The sequence below is a fragment of the Corallococcus sp. 4LFB genome (assembly GCF_046520365.1).
Lineage (GTDB): Bacteria > Myxococcota > Myxococcia > Myxococcales > Myxococcaceae > Corallococcus > Corallococcus caeni.
Genome location: NZ_JBKGHJ010000154.1, coordinates 1 through 16,537, shown reverse-complemented (window position 1 = coordinate 16,537; position 16,537 = coordinate 1). Strand labels below are relative to the sequence as shown.

General features: G+C 71.7%; 19 protein-coding genes and 1 pseudogene. 14 read left to right on the top strand and 6 right to left on the bottom strand.

From position 1 onward, the window contains the following. Positions 1–1,308 (bottom strand): CpaF family protein (locus ACLEQD_RS18275; protein WP_410385602.1); only part of this gene is annotated, 1,308 nt, incomplete at its 3' end. Positions 1,309–1,489: 181 nt separating this feature from the next. Here ACLEQD_RS18275 and ACLEQD_RS18270 point away from each other — a divergent pair. From ACLEQD_RS18270 to ACLEQD_RS18255, 4 genes are read left to right on the top strand one after another with little or no spacing between them, the layout of a single operon-like run. Next, on the top strand, positions 1,490–2,170 hold the full coding sequence (locus ACLEQD_RS18270) for a uracil-DNA glycosylase (protein WP_410385601.1): 681 nt from the start codon (positions 1,490–1,492) through the stop codon (positions 2,168–2,170). A gap of 40 nt (positions 2,171–2,210) precedes the next feature. Continuing rightward, entirely contained in the window at positions 2,211–2,840 is a 630-nt protein-coding gene (locus ACLEQD_RS18265) for a TPM domain-containing protein (RefSeq protein WP_410385600.1), read from the top strand. Continuing rightward, positions 2,837–4,474, top strand: a complete 1,638-nt coding sequence (locus ACLEQD_RS18260; protein WP_410385599.1) for a TIM44-like domain-containing protein — start codon at positions 2,837–2,839, stop codon at positions 4,472–4,474. The genes ACLEQD_RS18265 and ACLEQD_RS18260 overlap by 4 nt, the downstream gene beginning before the upstream one ends. A 22-nt stretch (positions 4,475–4,496) precedes the next feature. Then, positions 4,497–5,300, top strand: a complete 804-nt coding sequence (locus tag ACLEQD_RS18255) for an acyl-CoA thioesterase (RefSeq protein WP_410385598.1) — start codon at positions 4,497–4,499, stop codon at positions 5,298–5,300. On the opposite strand, the gene ACLEQD_RS18250 is transcribed toward ACLEQD_RS18255, so the two are convergent. After that, positions 5,276–6,022, bottom strand: a complete 747-nt coding sequence (locus ACLEQD_RS18250) for an endonuclease/exonuclease/phosphatase family protein (protein ID WP_410385597.1) — start codon at positions 6,020–6,022, stop codon at positions 5,276–5,278. The two genes, ACLEQD_RS18255 and ACLEQD_RS18250, sit on opposite strands and share 25 nt — an antisense overlap. Before the next feature lie 377 nt (positions 6,023–6,399). Here ACLEQD_RS18250 and ACLEQD_RS18245 point away from each other — a divergent pair, with 377 nt between their 5' ends. The 8 genes from ACLEQD_RS18245 (at position 6,400) to ACLEQD_RS18210 (ending at position 12,390) form a co-directional block, all read left to right on the top strand. Then, entirely contained in the window at positions 6,400–7,191 is a 792-nt protein-coding gene (locus tag ACLEQD_RS18245) for a tetratricopeptide repeat protein (protein WP_410385596.1), read from the top strand. Further along, a complete protein-coding gene (locus ACLEQD_RS18240) occupies positions 7,140–7,583 on the top strand; it encodes an MnhB domain-containing protein (RefSeq protein WP_410385595.1) in 444 nt (147 codons plus the stop codon). Before ACLEQD_RS18245 ends, ACLEQD_RS18240 begins: the two co-directional genes overlap by 52 nt. Then, positions 7,580–7,948: a sodium:proton antiporter gene (locus ACLEQD_RS18235; RefSeq protein ID WP_410385594.1), complete on the top strand. Its 369-nt coding sequence runs from the start codon at positions 7,580–7,582 to the stop codon at positions 7,946–7,948. Before ACLEQD_RS18240 ends, ACLEQD_RS18235 begins: the two co-directional genes overlap by 4 nt. Next, on the top strand, positions 7,948–9,312 hold the full coding sequence (locus ACLEQD_RS18230) for a complex I subunit 5 family protein (protein ID WP_410385593.1): 1,365 nt from the start codon (positions 7,948–7,950) through the stop codon (positions 9,310–9,312). The genes ACLEQD_RS18235 and ACLEQD_RS18230 overlap by 1 nt, the downstream gene beginning before the upstream one ends. Further along, positions 9,309–9,806, top strand: coding sequence for a Na+/H+ antiporter subunit E (locus ACLEQD_RS18225; protein ID WP_410385592.1), 498 nt, complete (start codon positions 9,309–9,311; stop codon positions 9,804–9,806). Before ACLEQD_RS18230 ends, ACLEQD_RS18225 begins: the two co-directional genes overlap by 4 nt. 14 nt (positions 9,807–9,820) lie before the next feature. Further along, positions 9,821–10,108 carry a monovalent cation/H+ antiporter complex subunit F gene (locus ACLEQD_RS18220; RefSeq protein ID WP_410385591.1) on the top strand — a complete coding sequence of 96 codons (288 nt, stop codon included), beginning with the start codon at positions 9,821–9,823 and terminating at the stop codon, positions 10,106–10,108. Further along, the gene (locus tag ACLEQD_RS18215) at positions 10,105–10,464 is read left to right on the top strand and encodes a cation:proton antiporter (protein WP_410385590.1); all 360 of its coding nucleotides are present in this window, start codon (positions 10,105–10,107) and stop codon (positions 10,462–10,464) included. The genes ACLEQD_RS18220 and ACLEQD_RS18215 overlap by 4 nt, the downstream gene beginning before the upstream one ends. Positions 10,465–10,596: 132 nt before the next feature. Beyond that, positions 10,597–12,390: a thiamine pyrophosphate-requiring protein gene (locus ACLEQD_RS18210; protein ID WP_410385589.1), complete on the top strand. Its 1,794-nt coding sequence runs from the start codon at positions 10,597–10,599 to the stop codon at positions 12,388–12,390. 16 nt (positions 12,391–12,406) lie between these two features. On the opposite strand, the gene ACLEQD_RS18205 is transcribed toward ACLEQD_RS18210, so the two are convergent. The 4 genes from ACLEQD_RS18205 to ACLEQD_RS18190 are packed head-to-tail and all read right to left on the bottom strand — an operon-like array spanning position 12,407 to position 15,466. Continuing rightward, positions 12,407–12,889 carry a hypothetical protein gene (locus ACLEQD_RS18205; RefSeq protein ID WP_410385588.1) on the bottom strand — a complete coding sequence of 161 codons (483 nt, stop codon included), beginning with the start codon at positions 12,887–12,889 and terminating at the stop codon, positions 12,407–12,409. A gap of 3 nt (positions 12,890–12,892) precedes the next feature. Beyond that, a complete protein-coding gene (locus ACLEQD_RS18200) occupies positions 12,893–13,831 on the bottom strand; it encodes a proline dehydrogenase family protein (protein WP_410385587.1) in 939 nt (312 codons plus the stop codon). Positions 13,832–13,866: 35 nt separating this feature from the next. Next, a complete protein-coding gene (locus ACLEQD_RS18195; protein ID WP_410385586.1) occupies positions 13,867–14,751 on the bottom strand; it encodes an alpha/beta fold hydrolase in 885 nt (294 codons plus the stop codon). After that, a complete protein-coding gene (locus ACLEQD_RS18190) occupies positions 14,744–15,466 on the bottom strand; it encodes a lysophospholipid acyltransferase family protein (RefSeq protein WP_410385603.1) in 723 nt (240 codons plus the stop codon). Before ACLEQD_RS18190 ends, ACLEQD_RS18195 begins: the two co-directional genes overlap by 8 nt. A gap of 186 nt (positions 15,467–15,652) precedes the next feature. Here ACLEQD_RS18190 and ACLEQD_RS18185 point away from each other — a divergent pair, with 186 nt between their 5' ends. Both ACLEQD_RS18185 and ACLEQD_RS18180 read left to right on the top strand, forming a co-directional pair. Beyond that, entirely contained in the window at positions 15,653–16,150 is a 498-nt protein-coding gene (locus ACLEQD_RS18185) for a hemerythrin domain-containing protein (RefSeq protein WP_410385585.1), read from the top strand. 181 nt (positions 16,151–16,331) lie between these two features. Then, positions 16,332–16,537: pseudogene (locus tag ACLEQD_RS18180) on the top strand (cell wall protein); the annotation flags it as partial.

Genomic DNA, 16,537 nt, shown 5'->3' with positions numbered 1-16,537 from the left:
CGGCGCGGCGGCGGGCTTGGGCGGGGGCGCCGCGGGCTTGGGGCCGGAGACGGGGCCGTCCGGGGCCGCGTTGCGCAGCACCTGTTCGAAGCGGGCCCAGTCCTCCTTGAAGTGCGCGGGGTCCGGCAGGCCCTGCTCGCGGTGCTTCAGCGAGGGGGCCCAGCGCAGGGAGTACGCCTCGCCCACGTGGAAGCTGGGCGGGGGCGGCACGCCGTAGGTGGCCGGGTCGAAGAAGGCGTCGTCCAGGTCGTCGAAGCCGTACGCGCGGGCCTTCTGGATGAAGTTGGGGATGATGCCGGTGGGCGCGTGGTAGCCCAGGATGTTGCCGTGCTCGTCCTTGGCGACGGGCGTGAAGACGAAGATGTCCTGGGTGCGGTACTCGCCCTTCTCCGTGAGGGGCAGCACCTCCGACAGGGCAATCGTCTTGCGGCTGCCGTCGTGGAGACGCTCGCAGCAGATGACGAAGTTGATGGCGCTGGCCACCTGGGCGCGCACGGCGACCATGGGCAGCTCCACGGACGACATGAGGCACAGGGATTCAATGCGGCGCAGCGTGTCCGTGGGCGTGTTCGCGTGCGTGGTGGCCAGCGAGCCGCCGTGGCCGGTGTTCATGGCCTGCATGAGGTGGAAGGCCTCGCCGCCGCGCACCTCGCCCACCACGATGCGGTCCGGGCGCAGACGGAGCGCGGAGTGCAGCAGGTCTCCCATGTCCACGGCGCCCTTGCCGAACTTGTCGGCGGGGCGGGACTCGAAGGCCACGATGTGGGACTGGTTGAGCTGGAGCTCGGCGGAGTCCTCGATGGTGAGGATGCGCTCCTCGTCCGGGATGAGGGACGAGACGATGTTGAGCAGCGTCGTCTTGCCGGAGCCCGTGCCGCCGGCCACCAGCATGTTGAGCTTGGTGGCGATGCCGGCCTCGATGAGGCGCGCCATGGGCCTGGTCAGCGACTTGAACTTCAACAGCGAGTCGATGGTCAGCTTGTCCTTGAAGAACTTGCGGATGGAGATGGTGGTGCCGTTGCGCGCGATGGGCGGGATCACCACGTGGATGCGGCTGCCGTCGGGCAGGCGCGCGTCCAGGCGGGGGCGCTCCTCGGACAGGGGGCGGCCCACGAACTGGGCCATGTTGCGCGCGGCGCCCAGCAGGCCTTCGTCGGAGAAGGCGGCATCCGTCTTGATCAGCCGGCCCTTGCGTTCGATCCACACGTCGGTGGGGCCGTTGATCATGATCTCCGACACCGACTCGTCATCCAGGTAGGGGAGGACGGGCTTGAGGAAGGCGCGGAGCGACTCGGTGTACATCGTCATGGCGGGCGCAAGGCTAGCGCGCCCCGGCCCGGGCCCCAAGCTCCCGCCCTGACTGCCTGCTCGCTTTCCAGTGCGGCGGCCCGCCTGCGCCGCAACGTTCGCCGTCCGGCACCCGGATGCACACGGTTGCGCCTCCGGAGGCGCGCCCTGGTCTAGGGTGCGGCCCCACGGAGGGACGTGAATGAGCCTGGCCGACGGGTTGCCCGAGGACTGGAGAGAGGTGCTGCATGACGCCATCCACGCGCCGTCGTTCAAGGAGCTGGAGACGTTCCTGCGGCAGGAACGCAAGGAACACACCGTGTTCCCGTCGGAGGAGGACCTGTTCTCCGCGTTCCGCCTCACGCCCTACGCGGACGTGCGCGTGCTGCTGCTGGGCCAGGACCCCTACCACGGCCCGGGACAGGCCCACGGCCTCGCCTTCTCCGTGAAGCCCGGCGTGCCGCCTCCGCCCTCGCTCGTGAACATGTTCAAGGAGCTCCAGAGCGACGTGGGCGCGCCCAAGCCTCGCGACGGGTCGCTCATCCCGTGGGCGAAGCAGGGCGTGTTCCTGCTCAACACCGTGCTCACCGTGCGCCAGGCCAGCCCCAACAGCCACGCGAAGCACGGGTGGGAGCCGTTCACCGACGCCGTCATCCGTGCCGTCAGCGCCAAGGAGGACCCCGTCGTCTTCCTGCTCTGGGGCAAGCCCGCGCAGAAGAAGAAGGCCCTCATCGACGCGGACCGCCACATCGTCCTGGAAGGCGTGCACCCCTCGCCGCTGTCCGCCAGCAAGGGGTTCTTCGGGAGCAAGCCCTACAGCACCACCAACGCCGCGCTGAAGAAGCACGGCCAGCACACCATCGACTGGTCCCTGCCCGCCTAGGAACAGCCCGCCCGTGGGTTGGCTATAGTGCCCGCCCACGATGGCCACGACCCTCCTAGAAGACGCCGCACGCACCCAGGCCGCCGAAGCCGTCGCGGCCATTGAGTCCCAGACCGCCGCGGAGGTCGTGGTGGCCGTTCGCCGCGCCTCCGGCGACTACGCCCACACCGATGCCTTGCTGGGCGCGTTCGCCGCCTACGTCGTCTTGATGGTCCTCCTGTTCATCCCGCAGGAGATCCACCTCCTCGTCTTCCCGCCCGTGGTCCTGCTGTCCTACTTCGGAGGCATGCTCCTGGGCCGGGCGCTGCCGTCGCTGCGCCACGCGCTCACCTCGCGCAAGCGCCAGGAGGCCTCCGTGCGCACCGCCGCGCGGGCTGCCTTCACGGAGCTGGGCGTGTCGCATACGTCGCGCCGCACCGGCATCCTGGTGTTCGTCTCCCTCCTGGAGCGCCGCGTGGAGGTCGTCACCGACTACGGCGTGGACCCCTCGCTCATGGGCGCGGAGTGGCAGGACGCGCTCACGCGGCTGTCCGCCGCGGTGGCCACGTCCCCCGCGCCCGAGCCCTTCTTCCAGGCCCTGCGCAGCCTCCAGGCGCCGCTGGCGCGCGCGCTGCCCCGCCTGGAGGATGACGTGAACGAGCTGCCGGACATGCCCGGAGCCGTGGCGTGAGGCGCTCCTCTTCCGTCCTCCTCCTCGCCGTCGCGCTGTTCCTGGGATGGAGCGTCGCCTCGCTCCCCGAAGCGGAGGCGCGCCCCGGTGGCGGCGGCAGCTATCGCGGCTCCAGCCGCAGCTCGTCGAGCAGCCGAAGCTCGTCGAGCAGCCGCAGCTCGTCGAGCAGCCGAAGCTCGTCGTCCTCGTCCTCGTCCTTCGGGTCCAGCAGCCGGTCCTCGTACAGCTCCGGCAGCCGGTCCTACAGCTCCGGGGGCTCCAGCGGGACGTCGTTTGGCCCGGAGGTGAGCGGAGGGCAGTTCGGGGGCTTCTGCCTGCTCATCGTCGTCATGGGCGTGGGCGTGCTCGTGCTCATGAGCGTGAACAAGGGCTCGGACAGGTCGGACTGGAGCACCATCGCGCCCCACGCGCCGCCGCCCCCCCGGCGTCAGTCGCTGCGCACGAAGCTCGCGGGCCTGGCCCGCGTGGGGCCCAAGGGGTCGGACGGGTCGACGCAGCCGTTGGATCCGGAGTTCTCCATCGTCCTCTTCGAGGACTTCGTCTATTCGCTCTTCGCCCGGGTGCACGAGGCGCGCGGCGGCGACCGCCTGGACACGCTGGGCGGCTGGCTGTCCGACGGCGCCATCGCCTCGCTCCGGGAGCTGGGAACGCCGGACGCGGTGAAGGCCGTGGTGGTGGGCGCCGTGACGTACGAGGAAGTGAACGGCGTGAATCCGAACAGCCAGCGCGTGCGCGTCGTCCTGCGCTTCGAGGCCAACTACACGGAGGCCTCCTCCGGCTCCGAGCAGAGCTGGTACGTCGCGGAGGAGTGGCGGCTGGAGCGCGACGCGTCCGTGAAGTCGCGGCCGCCCGACGATGCGCGCGCCTTCAAGTGCCCGAACTGCGGCGCGCCGCTGGACGCGGTGCAGGGCCACACCTGCTCGTACTGCGACACGGTGGTGAACACCGGCGGGTTCGACTGGGTGGTGACGCGCGTGACGGCGCAGGAACGCGAGCGGCGCGGTCCCCAGCTCACCGGCACCACGGAGGAGCAGGGCACGGAGCTGCCCACCCTCAAGGACCCCCGCGCGCAGGAGCGGCTGAACGCGCTCCTGCACGACGACCCGGAGGCGACGCCGCTGGCCCTGCGCAAGCGCCTGGAGTTCATCTTCCACGAGATGCAGACGGCGTGGGCCCAGCGCGAGTGGAAGGGCATGCGGCCCTTCCTCAGCGACAACCTCTTCCAGACGCAGCTGTACTGGATCAACGCCTACCGTCAGGCGGGCCTGCGCAACATCACGGAGAACGCGCACATCACGAACCTGACGATCGCGCGGGTGACGCGGGACGCGTACTTCGACGCCGTCACGCTGCGCGTGCACGCAGCCAGCCTGGACTACACGGTGCGGGACGGGGACGGGCAGGTCGTGGGCGGCAGCCGTTCCCGCGAGCGCGCCTACAGCGAGTACTGGACGCTCATCCGCGGCCGGGGCGTGCACGGCAAGCCCTCCACGCAGAAGCAGTGCCCGTCGTGCGGCGCCCCGCTGTCCATCAACATGGCCGGCCACTGCACGCACTGCCAGGCGCGGGTGACGTCCGGCGAGTTCGACTGGGTGCTCAGCCGAATCGAACAGGACGAGGCGTACCAGGGCTGAGCGGTCTAGGATGCGGTGCATCATGACCGCGCCCTTCCTCGCCGCCACCGTCGTTGAACCGCTGGAACCCGGGCACTACCGCTCGCGCTACGAGGCGGCCTGGTATCAGGGCCGGGGTGCCTACGGCGGCGTGGTGGCGGGGCAGGTGCTGCGCGCGCTGGAGCACCACCTGAACGACGCCCAGCGGGCGGTGCGCTCGTTCACCGTGCACTTCTGCTCGCCCGCGGCGGAGGGCGTGGCGGACCTGCACACGCGCATCGAGCGCGCCGGCAAGCTCGTCACCCACGCCACCGCGCGGGTGGAGAGCGGCGGCGCGGTGGTGGCCGTCGCCACGGCGACCTTCGGTGCCGCTCGCGGTGGGGCGCCCGGGTACACGGACTTCGTCATGCCGGAGGTGCCCGCGCCCGGGACGCTCACGCCCGTCCCCGACGACGTGCCCATGCCGGACTTCTGCCGCTTCTTCGAGTACCGCTACTGCGTGGGCTCGCCGCCGTACTCGGGCGGGCCCGAGGCGGAGGTGGGCGGCTGGCTGCGGCCTCGCGTCCCCACGGCGCTGGACGCGGCGCTGTGCGTGGGGTTGATGGACGCGTATCCGCCGTCCGTGCTGTCGCGGATGGAGAGCTTCCGCGCGGCCGCGTCGGTGGACTTCAGCGTGCAGTTCTTCCAGACGTTCCCGGTGAAGGGCATCGCGCCGGACGCGCACTACCTGCGCACCGGCCGCTCGCGCCACGCCGCGGAGGGCTACACGGAGGAGACCCAGCTGCTCTGGGCACAGGACGGCACGCTGCTCGCGCAGTGCCGTCAGCTCGTCGCCGTGCTCGGCTGAAGCGTCAGCTCGGCCACCACGGCGTGGTGGTCGGAGACGGCGTCGGGCAGGCGCGCGTAGCGGGTGAAGCGCAGGGCGTGGGAGATGAGCACCTGATCCAACCGCTGACGCGCTCGCGGAACGGGATACGTGGGCTCGCCGTCAGCGGGCGTGTGCAGTCCCAGCGCCGCGCACAGGCGGGCCACGGGGCCGTCCGCGTCCTCCGCGTTGAAGTCGCCCATCACCACGCGAGGCCGCTCCGGCCGCTGGCGCAGCGTGTGGATGAGCTGGTCCACCTGCCGCTGCCGCACCGCCGGGGAGAACGGATCCAGGTGCAGCGACACGACCTCCGGCCCGCGCTCCCCGGCGAGCGTGGCGACGACGTAGCCCTTGTCCATCCGCCGGTCGCGGCCGAAGTGCGCCGTGTCGCGCGACTCCAGCGGATGCCGGCACAGGAGCGCGGTGCCCTGCGCGAACAGCCCGGCGACACCGGAGTGCACGCCGTGATGCACGTGCGGATAGCCGGCCTGCTCCGCGATGCGCGCCACCTGATCCACCCGCCCGCTGAAGAGGCTGGACCGGTCCGCCTCCTGCAACGCCACCACGTCCGCGGCCTCGCGAAAGAGCAGCGCCGCCACCCGGTCCAGCGTGCCCAGCAGCGCTGACCGCCGGCGCAGGAAGGGCAGGGGCACGGCGAACGGCGCACCGTGGGCCACGTTCAGGGTGAGGACCTTGAGTCGCACGCGCCCAGTGGGACCACGGAGTCCCGCGCGCGGGCAAGTCCGTCGTCACTCGGTGCGCTGCCCTGCACGCGGCAGGCTGAAGCCCGGTTCCCCGGATGCGACCGGGAGGCGCCCTGCGAGGGCGAACCGCCCGAGCCTGTCCGACAGTCGGACAGGCTGCGACCCCACCGGGCGGAAGGTGGGCTGTCCGCCTGTCTGCTACCCTGAAGGCCACGGAAGGTTCGGGGGGCGGCGTCGCGGACCTGAATGGACCTCCCATGCATTGCCCTGCCCGGTGGGGTGCGCATCTTCCGTGGGGAGTGTCCGTCCTGAATCCTGTTCCACGCCATGAAACGCTGTTCAAGGCGGGTGACCTGGAGGGGGCCCGTCGCGAGGCCGTGCTGGCACAGGAGCGCGATGCGTCCGACTGGCGCGCGGCGCTCACGCTGTCGCGGCTGGCCTGGTGGACGGGGAGGAGGCGCTCGCGGAGTCCCTGCTCCTGGGCGTCACCCGGGCCGGCGCGGCTTCCCAGCCCGAGGCCCGGCTGGTGCGCGCGGCGCTGCACACGCGGCGCGGCGACGTGGCCCCAGGCCCTGGCCCTGTACCGGGCGCTCACGGAGGCGTCCGAGCCGCCCACCGAGGCCTTCTTCGGCCTGGGCTACGTGTGGATGGAGCAGGGGGACGCGACCGCCGCGTACCCGGCCCTGTCCCAGGCCGTGGCGCGCGAGCCGCGCGTGGCGCTGCACCACTTCCAGTTCGCGCGCGCCCTCTTCCTGCTGGACCGGCTGGAGGAGGCCTTCGCGCATCTGGAGAAGTCCCTGCACCTGGACCCGTGGCACGCGCCCAGCTACCTCGTGTTCGCGCGCGCGCTGGAGGCGGGCGGGGAGCTGGAGGCGGCGGAGGACCTGCTGCGCCAGGGCCAGAAGGCGGTGCCGGACGACGTGGGCCTGCTCAAGGCGCTGTCGGACGTGCGGCTCGCGCGAGGCAACGTGCGCGGCGCCGTGTCCGCGGCGGAGGCGCGCGTGCGCGTGGAGCCCGAGGGCGTGGCGGCGCTGGGACACCTGGCCCGCCTGCGCGTGACGGAGCGGCGCTTCCTGGAGGCCCTGGAGCTGTGCCACCAGCTGGAGGCGCTGAGGCCATGCTCTCCTTCGTCCCGCCCCTGTCGCGCCTGTTGCTGTGGCCGTCGTTGATCATCTCGCTCTCGCTCTGGCTGAAGGGCGGCGCGTCGGTGGGCGGCGGCTTCCCGGCCGGGGCGCTCGCCGGGCTCGCGGTGCTGCTCCAGTACGTGGTGATGGGCCGGGACCAGGCCCGGCGCTACGTGGCGGTGCGGTACGCGGCGCCGCTGGCGGGCGTGGGGCTGCTGCTCGTGGTGGGCACCGCGTTCCTGCCCGTGCTCGCGGGCTACACCCCCATGAGCCTCTTCCCCCGCCCGGAGCAGCCGGAGGTGGGCGTGGGCGGGCTGCACCTGCACACCGCGCTCGTCTTCGAGGGAGGGCTGATGCTCATCGTCTTCGGGCTGGTGGTCACCGTCATCGACCGCTTCGCCCTGCGCACGGGAACGCGGGAGGAGCCCCAGCCATGATGCTCATCGCGTCCCTGGTGGTGGGCCTGCTGTTCGCCTGCGGCGTGCGCATGGTGCTGGAGCGCGAGCTGGTGCGCGTGGCGTGCGGCACGGTGCTCATCACCAACTCCAGCGTCCTGCTCATCCTCGCGGGCGCCTTCCCGGAGCGCGGCGAGGCGCTGCGCGTGCAGCCGGGCTGGCCGGTGACGGACCCGGTGCTCCAGGCGCTGGCGCTCACGGCCATCGTCATCGGCTTCGCGGTGTCCGCGCTGCTGCTCACGCTGGTGCACCGCACGCAGCGGGCGCACGGCTCGCTGCGCACCGACCGGCTGGTGGAGGCGGAGCTGAAGCGCGTGCACGCCGTGGAGCCGGAGGAGGGGCCCTGATGCCGCTCTGGGGACCGCTGCTCCTGCCGTGGGTGCTGGGCGCGGTGCTGGCGTTCCTGGACGGGCGCCGCGCGTGGGTGGCGTGGCTGGCCATCGCGGGGCTCGCGGGCACGCTCGTGTGCACGGCGTGGCTGTTGCCCCAGGCCTGGAGCGCGCAGGCGCCGCAGTTCGTCACGGGGGACTGGCCGGTGGGCGTGGGCATCCGCCTGCGCGCGGATCCGCTGTCCATCGTGTTCGCGCTGGTGTCCACGGCGGTGCTGCTGGGCACGCTCGCGTACGAGCACGTGGCCGGAGGCATCACGTCGCGCAGCTTCCCCTCGCTGGTGGTCTTCATGGGGGCGGGGCTCACGGGGGTGTTCTTCACGTCGGACGCGTTCAACTTCTACGTCTTCTTCGAGCTGGCCATGACGTCCGCCTTCGCGCTGGCGTCGTACGGGGAGAAGCCCCGCAACCTGCGCGCCGCGTTCACCTTCGTGGTGGTGAACCTGATGGGGTCCACGCTGTTCCTCTCCGCGGTGGTGATGCTGTACCTGACCACCGGCACGCTGGACATGCTGTCCATCAGCGCGTGGGGGCAGGCGGGGCCGCCGTTCGCGCTGCTGGTGCCGGGCACGCTGCTCTTGTGCGCGTTCGGGGTGAAGCTGGGCTTCTTCCCGTTCCACTTCTGGGCGCCGGCGGTGTACCGGGACGCGGGCCCCACCGTGGCGGCGCTGCTCGCGGGGGCGCTGGCGAACATCGGCAGCTATGGGCTGCTGCGCTTCGGCGCGGACGTGATGCCGCAGGTGCTGGCGCAGGCCCGGCCGCTGCTGGAGCCCCTGGGCGCGGCGAGCATCCTCTACGGCTCCGTGCTCGCGCTCTCCCGCCGGGAAACGCGCGAGGTGCTCGCGCGCGTCATCGCGCAGGCGGGGCTCATCATCGCCGCGCTGAGCCTGGCGGGCCGCGAGGGCCTGTGCGCGGCGGTGGCGCTGGCGCTGGCGGGCTCCGTGGACAAGACGGCGCTGTTCCTGGCGCAGGACCGGGGCGGCGAGCGGGCGCGCAGGGCCTACTCGGTGGCGGCCTTCAGCACGGCGGGCGTGCCGCCCACCGCGGGCTTCTGGTCCAAGGCCTGGCTGCTGCGCGCGGCGCTGGAGCAGGGGCACGTCTGGCTCGCGGGGCTGGTGGTGCTGGCGAGCGCCCTGTCGCTGCTGGCCCTCTTCCGCGCCTACCAGCGCGAGCGGTGGTTGAGGGAGGGCGCGGCCCTGCACCGGGGCACGGGCGCGGTGGTGTACGCGCTGTCCCTGGCGCTCATCGCCGCGGGCCTCTGGCCGGAGCCGCTCCTGCGCGCCGGACGCGACGCCATCCAGGGCCTGGAGACGCGGCCATGAGCCCGCGCACCCTCGTGCACGTGCTGTCCCTGGCGCTGCTGTACGCGCTGATGGTGGGCAGCTTCCACCCGGTGGACCTCGCGCTGGGCGCGGTGCTGGCCCTGGGCGTGATGCGCCTGTTCCCCCTGGCGGGCCTGCCGCCGGTCCTGGGGGCGCGCGAGCACTGGCGCCGCGCGCTGCACCTGCCCCGCTTCTGCTGGGCGCTGGCCATGCTGGTGACGCGGAGCTGCCTCCAGGTGCTCACCGTCATCTTCGGCCGCCGCGGCCTGGCGGGCCGCGCGGGCGTGGTGGACGTCCCCATGGGCGAGCGCACCGCGCGCGGCGTGCAGGTGTCCTCGTGGGTCATGTCCCTGGCCCCGGGCACGGTGCTGCTGGCGCTGGACTGGGAGCGGCGCGTGATGCGCATGCACGCGCTGGACGCGTCGGATCCAGAGGGGCTGCTCCGGCAGCAAGACGACTTCTACCAGCGCTACCAGCGCGCGGTGTTCCCGTAGGGAGGCGGCCTGCGATGCACGAGACCTTCTTCACCCTGGCCATCGTGTGGATGGTGGGCCTGCTGGGCGCGCTGGTGCTGCTGGCCTCGCGCCAGCGCTCCGCGGCGGACGTGCTCATGTCCGCGGACACCCTGGGCCTGGTCATCTGCGCGGTGCTGGGCCTGTACGGCGCCACGCGCGGCGAGGCCGGCTACCTGGACGCGGCCCTGGTGCTGGCCCTGCTCTCCTACGTGCAGACCGTGGCCGGCGCCCGCTACCTGCACCACGGCCGCGCCTTCCACGACGAGGAGGACACGCAATGACGGCCGCCCTCGTGCAGTGGGTGTCCGACGGCCTGGTGGCGCTGGGCCTGCTCTTCATCACCTGCGCCGTCATCGGCCTGTACCGCCTGCCCTCGGTGCTCACGCGCGTGCACGCGGCGGGCGTGGTGCCCTTCGGGGCGGTGCTGGTCCTCCTGGGCGCCACGCTGGCGACCGGGGAGGGCTGGCTCCTGCTGCGGGGCCTGCTCGTGGCCGTGTTCCTGCTGCTCACCGTCCCCAGCTCCGCCCACGCCATCGCCTGGCTGGCGGAGGGGCGTCCGGAGCTGGCCCACGAAAAGGGCCGGCGAAGGCGGCACGGGCCCGGAGGCCAGGAGCCAGGACCTCCTGACCGCCAGTAGTCCGCCCGCACGCAGGCCCGCTCACGGACGGGCGGCACGGGCACCCGGACGCCTCCGGACTCCAGGGCGCACGGTGGTCACTAGCTTGATGCGCGAGGGACCTCCATCCACTCCCGTCCAGGAGCCTCGCGCATGAGCGCCACCGTCAGTGACTATCTCATCCACCGCCTCATCCAGTGGGGGGTCCGCCGCATCTACGGCTACCCGGGTGACGGCATCAACGGAATGATGGGCGCGCTGGGGCGCAACTCCGAGATGAAGTTCGTGCAGGTCCGCCACGAGGAGATGGCCGCCTTCGCCGCCTGCGCGCACGCGAAGTTCACCGGCGAGGTGGGCGTGTGCATGGCCACCTCCGGCCCGGGGGCCGTCCACCTGCTCAACGGCCTCTACGACGCGAAGCTGGACCACCAGCCCGTGGTGGCCCTCGTCGGCCAGCAGGCCCGCACGGCCCTGGGCGGCCACTACCAGCAGGAGGTGGACCTCACCACGCTCTTCAAGGACGTGGCCAGCGAGTACGTCACCATGGTGACCGCGCCCTCCGCCGTCCGCCACGCGCTGGACCGGGCCGTGAGGATCGCCCGGAGCGAGCGCACCGTGACGTGTCTGGTGTTGCCCAATGACTTGCAGGAGCTGCCCTACGAGCCGCCCGCGCGCAAGCACGGCACCGTGCACTCCAGCGTGGGCTACGCCTCCCCGCGCGTGATTCCCCAGGACGCGGACCTGCGCCGCGCCGCGGAGGTCCTCAACGCCGGCAAGAAGGTGGCGATGCTGGTGGGCGCGGGCGCCATCAGCGCGGCGGACGAGGTGCTGGAGGTCGCGGACCGGCTGGGCGCGGGCGTGGCCAAGGCCCTGCTGGGCAAGGCGGTGCTGCCGGACGCGCTGCCCTTCGTGACGGGCGCCATCGGCCTGCTGGGCACGAAGCCCAGCTGGGACCTGATGCAGGAGTGCGACACGCTGCTGATGGTGGGGACCAGCTTCCCCTACTCGGAGTTCCTGCCCCCGGAGGGTCAGGCGCGCGGCGTTCAAATCGACCTGGACGGCCGGATGCTCTCCATCCGCTACCCCATGGAGGTGGGCCTGGAGGGCGACGCGAAGGAGACGCTGCGCGCGCTGCTACCCCAGTTGAAGCGCAAGGAGGACCGGAGCTGGCGCGAGGGCGTGGAGAAGGGCGTGGCGCGGTGGTGGAAGGTGCTGGAGGCGCGCGCCATGGTGGACGCGAACCCCCTCAACCCGCAGCGCGTGTTCTGGGAGCTGTCCCCGAAGCTGCCCGGCGACGTCATCCTCACGGCGGACTCGGGCAGCTCCACCAACTGGTTCGCGCGCGACCTGAAGGTGCGCCAGGGGATGCTGGCGTCCCTGTCCGGCAACCTGGCCACCATGGGCTGCGGCGTGCCGTACGCCCTGGGCGCGAAGTTCGCCTTCCCGCACCGCCCGGTGCTCGCGGTGGTGGGCGACGGCGCCATGCAGATGAACGGCAACGCGGAGCTCATCACCGTGGCGAAGTACTGGAAGGAGTGGAAGGACCCGCGCCTCATCGTCCTGGTGCTCAACAACCGCGACCTGAACCAGGTGACGTGGGAGCAGCGGGTGATGGCCGGCGACCCGAAGTACGCCGCGTCCCAGGACCTGCCGGACTTCCCCTACGCGAAGTACGCCCAGTCCCTGGGCCTCAAGGGCCTCCGCGTGGACCGGCCGGACCGGCTGGCCGCCGCGTGGGATGAGGCGCTGGCCTCGGACCGGCCCGTCGTCCTCGAGGCCTGCACCGACCCGGACGTGCCGCCCCTGCCGCCGCACATCACCCTGGAGCAGGCGAAGATGTTCGCCTCCGCCGTCGTTAAGGGCGACCCGGACGCCGCCGGCTTCATCAAGCAGTCCATGAAGGGCGTGGTGGAGACCCTCCTCCCCCACAAGGGCCACAAGCCCTGACGCGGAAGCCAGCCCGCTAGCCCGCGCTCCCCTGGGGCGCGGGCGTCTCCTCCTTCACCAGCCAGCGCATCGTCGCCTCCGTGACGACCCCGAACAGGGCCGTCTGCGCGAACAGCCAGGCGTGCTCCGCGCGCGACCAGCTGTTCGCCATCGTCGTCGCCTTGAAGAGGGGGAAGGCCGCGCGCTCGAGCGCGAGCACGCCCAGGCCCAGCAGCGCGCCGCTGTGCAGCAGGGTCCACTTCGACGTGCGCCTGCGCACCAGGCCCCAGCCCATGCCCAGCAGGGGCCCATAGCCCGCGCGCAGCGCGAAGGCCCACCGCGACGCCTCATGCCGGGACAGCCTCCTTCCGAACAGCCGGCCCAGCACGTGCCGCGCGATGTTTCGCGCGGCGTAGGGCGGCGGATGGCCCAGGGTGGCATTGCGCACCTTGACCAGCACCCCCAGGGCGCCGGTGCCCACGGCCCCGGCGACATACGCGGCGGCGTATGGGTTCCTCATGGCCTATCCCTTCATCAGGTTGCGCATCACGAACCACAGGTTGGCCGGACGCTCCGCCAGCCGTCGCATGAAATACGGATACCAGTGCTTCCCATACGGGACATAGACGCGCACCGGGTGGCCGTCCTTCACCAGCCGCTCCTGCAGGTCGCGCCGGATGCCATACAGCATCTGGAATTCGAAGGCGCCCCTGGGCAGGTGCTGGCGCGCGGCGTACTCCAGCGTGGCGTCAATCATCCGCTCATCATGCGTGGCGATGCCGTGATACACGCCGCTGTCCAGCAGGATGCGCATGCAGCGCACGAAGTTCGCGTCCACGTCCTGCTTGTCCGGGAAGGCCACGTCCGGACCCTCCAGGTAGGCCCCCTTGCACAGGCGGATGCGGACGCGCTCGGCGCACAGGGCCTTCGCGTCCTCCTCCGTGCGCTTGAGGTAGCTCTGGAGCACCGCCCCCACGTGCGTCTCCCCGAACTCCGAGTGCAGGTCCCGCACGATGTCCAGGGTCACCTGCGTGACGGCGCTCTCCTCCATGTCCACGCGCACGAAGGAGTCCCGCGCCGCCGCGTCCGCCACCACCGCCCGCGCGTTGCGCAGCGCCAGGCTCCGGTCGAACAGCAGGCCGCACTGCGTGAGCTTCAGCGACACGTTGGCCTTCACGCCCACCTGGTCGATGCGCGCGAGCAGCCGCTGGTAGTGCCGCACCTCGTCGCGCGTCTCCTGGGGCGAGCGCACCGCCTCGTTGAGGTGGTCGAAGCTGGCCAGCAGCCCCTTCGCCGTGAGGGCCCGCACCGCGTCCACCGCCTCCTCCAGCGTCTCCCCCGCGATGAAGCGCGACGCCAGCTGGCGAAAGGGTTTGAGCCGGGTGGCCACGTCCTTGAGGTTGGACTGGCGCGACAGGAACAACAGCGCGGAGCGGGACAGGTGGTCGGCGGCGGTCGTCATGCGGATGTTCCCCCGACGATAGAGATAAGGCCTGCTCAGTCAGGGTGCCGCGACAGGAAGTCGGACACGCGCGCATTGAACGCTTCCGGGTGGCTCATGTACGGCAGGTGACTGGCCGTCTCCAGGAACTCCAGCCGGGCCCCCGGCACGTGCGCCGCCACGTCGCGCGCGGCGGCCGGCGGCACCAGCAGGTCGCGGCCGCCCTCGATGATGAGCGTGGGCACGCGCAGCTCCCGCAGCCGGTGCAGGAAGTCCGCGGACAGGATGTCGCGCAGCCGCCGCATCAGCTCCAGCGACGACAGGCGCCGCGCCTCGCGCACGATTTCGGCCCGCCCCTCCGGCGGCAGCCACCGGCCGCCCAGCACCCGGGCCACCGTGGGCGCGAACACATACGCCAGCGGCCGGGGCGCCCGCACCAGCGTGGACAGCGTCAACGCCAGCCGCCGCACCTTGCGCACGCTGGCCACCGGCGACACCAGCACCAGCGCCTTCACCCGCTCCGGGTGCTCCAACGCATACGCGATGGACAGCAGGCTGCCATAGGAAGACCCCATCAGCGCGAAGCGCTCCGGCAGCCCCGCCTCCGGGTGGTTGAGCACGGACAGGTTCCACTGCAGCGGCGTATGCGTCGCGGGCGTCTTCAGGGGCGGCGTCCACAAGAGCAGGTTCCACGCCTGCGCCAGCGGCTCCATGGGCGCGAAGGACCGGCCGCTGGCGCCCAGGCCCGGAAGACAGACCACGGTGCGTGATACATCCCTGTTTCCCTGGGGAAAGGTGAACAGCCGCACCGGCGTGCCCCGGATGACGCGCTCCTCGCACTCCAGCTGTTCATAGCCTTGCTGGATGTCTTCCACGTCCGGCACCAGCGGCGGCACGCGGGCGCGAGGCGAAACAGCGGCGGGGGCGGAGGCGTCAAGCATGGCAGGCCCTCAGGAGCAGGCGCCGGACGCTGGCGGCCACGCGGTCGCGGAAGGCCCGCATGCGCGACTCCGACGCACCCGACGGCGGCGGTTCATGGGGTTCACCCACGGCGAAGGTGAGCTGGACGGGCAGCGGCAGTGGACCCAATCCCATCACCAGGGGCATGCGGTATTTGTCCTCCGCGGCCAGGCGCACGCACCAGCGGTCCTCGTCCGGAGGCCAGAAGAAGGTGTCATCCACCCCAAAACCCGCGAAGGGCACCACCGGCACCCCGGCCTGCATGGCCAGCCGCACGAAGCCCAGCGCGCGCTCCCATCTGAGGCGGTAGCGGCCCTGGCTGCGTTTGAAGGTCTCCCGCGCGCCGCCCGGATAACAGACGACGAGCTGTCCCTCCTGGAGCGAGCGGAGCGCGTTCTCCCGCGTCCCCTCCACGCCGCCCAGCCACGGCAGCACCGTCCTCACGAGGGGAATCTTGAAGAACCCCCGCTCCGCGAGCCCCAGCGGATAGCGCCCCGTGGCCTGGTGCACGAGGTGGAAGAAGGCGGGTGTCTCGTATCCCCAGACACCGTGGTTGCCCACCAGCAGCAGCGGCCCCTGCCTGGGCAGGTGTTCAGCGCCCATCAGCCGGGCGCGGTGGTAGCGCGCGGACAGGGCGGCGCCATGCTCCGCGAAACGGAAGACGGTCTGTCGGACGCGGGTGAGTGGGTTTTCCACGGTGGAGCAGAAGATGCAGCCGCCCTCGCGGGCCTGCACCCCGGCACCAGGCGGGCGGGCAGGGGCTCCACCGGCGCCGCCACCGCGAAAGGGGCATGCACGCCAGCAGGCTGCCTTTCACTCCGGCGCCGCCGTGGGGAAGGGGGCCGGTTGTCTGCTTCCGGGGCCGTGCTGATGCTTGAGGGCATGGCCGGCCCATTCGACATCCTCCTGCAACAACACCGCGAGCTGGAGGCGCTGCTGGAGCGGCTGGCTTCGGAGACGGACGTGGAGGAGCTGGCGCACGACCAGGAGACCCTCGCCCGCCTCCTGCGCCTGCACTCCCGCCTGGAGGAGCGCTGCGTCCAGCCGCTGCTCACGCGCGTGGAGGGCCGCACCCGCGCCCGCGAGGAGGCGGAAGACCACCTCACCCTGCGCGAGCTGATGGAGGAATTGCAGGAGCTGACGCCTCGCGGCGTCGAGTGGCAGGCGCGCCTCTTCACGCTGGAAGACCGGATCGTGGCGCATGTGCAGGCCACCGAACACGGAGTGCTCCCCCGGCTGTCCGCGTCCCTGGACTCTGAGGAACTGGCGGAACTGGGACATGACCTCGCACTGACGTACGAGGAACTGCTGGAGCGCTCGCAGCATCCCCCCGCCTCCAGTCGCGGAGCGTTGTTGGAACCCCTGCATTGGGATGCGTGAAAGGGGCGCTGAAAGCGCCGCCGAGCCCCATTTCCCGGGCCTTTCACGCCTGCTGATACGCAGCGGCGTCACAACTTTTTATCGCTTCCTTCGACAAATGCCTTTCTGGAAGGTATTGGTAGTCCGGCGTGCCGGTTCACGCCAAGGCAATGCTCCCCCCTTAAACCGAGGATTGTTCGAAATGTCAGTTGACAAGGCGTTCCGCGAGATGATTCGCAACGAGATTGAAGTCCAGCTCAAGCCCCTGCGTGACGTGGTGTCTCGTCTGGAGTCTGGGACGGCGGACCTGGACGCGCTGCGCAGCGTGGCCGAGCGGCTGGCGCCCCTGGCCCAGGTGGTGGGCCCCCTCTTCGGCGCGAACGCGCCCGCGGCGGGCAAGGCCGGCCG

Bases quoted from the DNA above. Each gene is read 5' to 3' on its own strand.
- ACLEQD_RS18265 (WP_410385600.1), top strand. From the start codon at position 2,211: ATGGCCACGACCCTCCTAGAAGACGCCGCACGCACCCAGGCCGCCGAA.
- ACLEQD_RS18255 (WP_410385598.1), top strand. From the start codon at position 4,497: ATGACCGCGCCCTTCCTCGCCGCCACCGTCGTTGAACCGCTGGAACCC.
- ACLEQD_RS18270 (WP_410385601.1), top strand. From the start codon at position 1,490: ATGAGCCTGGCCGACGGGTTGCCCGAGGACTGGAGAGAGGTGCTGCAT.
- ACLEQD_RS18220 (WP_410385591.1), top strand. From the start codon at position 9,821: ATGCACGAGACCTTCTTCACCCTGGCCATCGTGTGGATGGTGGGCCTG.
- ACLEQD_RS18195 (WP_410385586.1), bottom strand. From the start codon at position 14,751: ATGCTTGACGCCTCCGCCCCCGCCGCTGTTTCGCCTCGCGCCCGCGTG.
- ACLEQD_RS18205 (WP_410385588.1), bottom strand. From the start codon at position 12,889: ATGAGGAACCCATACGCCGCCGCGTATGTCGCCGGGGCCGTGGGCACC.
- ACLEQD_RS18240 (WP_410385595.1), top strand. From the start codon at position 7,140: ATGCTCTCCTTCGTCCCGCCCCTGTCGCGCCTGTTGCTGTGGCCGTCG.
- ACLEQD_RS18210 (WP_410385589.1), top strand. From the start codon at position 10,597: ATGAGCGCCACCGTCAGTGACTATCTCATCCACCGCCTCATCCAGTGG.
- ACLEQD_RS18225 (WP_410385592.1), top strand. From the start codon at position 9,309: ATGAGCCCGCGCACCCTCGTGCACGTGCTGTCCCTGGCGCTGCTGTAC.
- ACLEQD_RS18215 (WP_410385590.1), top strand. From the start codon at position 10,105: ATGACGGCCGCCCTCGTGCAGTGGGTGTCCGACGGCCTGGTGGCGCTG.
- ACLEQD_RS18230 (WP_410385593.1), top strand. From the start codon at position 7,948: ATGCCGCTCTGGGGACCGCTGCTCCTGCCGTGGGTGCTGGGCGCGGTG.
- ACLEQD_RS18235 (WP_410385594.1), top strand. From the start codon at position 7,580: ATGATGCTCATCGCGTCCCTGGTGGTGGGCCTGCTGTTCGCCTGCGGC.
- ACLEQD_RS18185 (WP_410385585.1), top strand. From the start codon at position 15,653: ATGGCCGGCCCATTCGACATCCTCCTGCAACAACACCGCGAGCTGGAG.
- ACLEQD_RS18200 (WP_410385587.1), bottom strand. From the start codon at position 13,831: ATGACGACCGCCGCCGACCACCTGTCCCGCTCCGCGCTGTTGTTCCTG.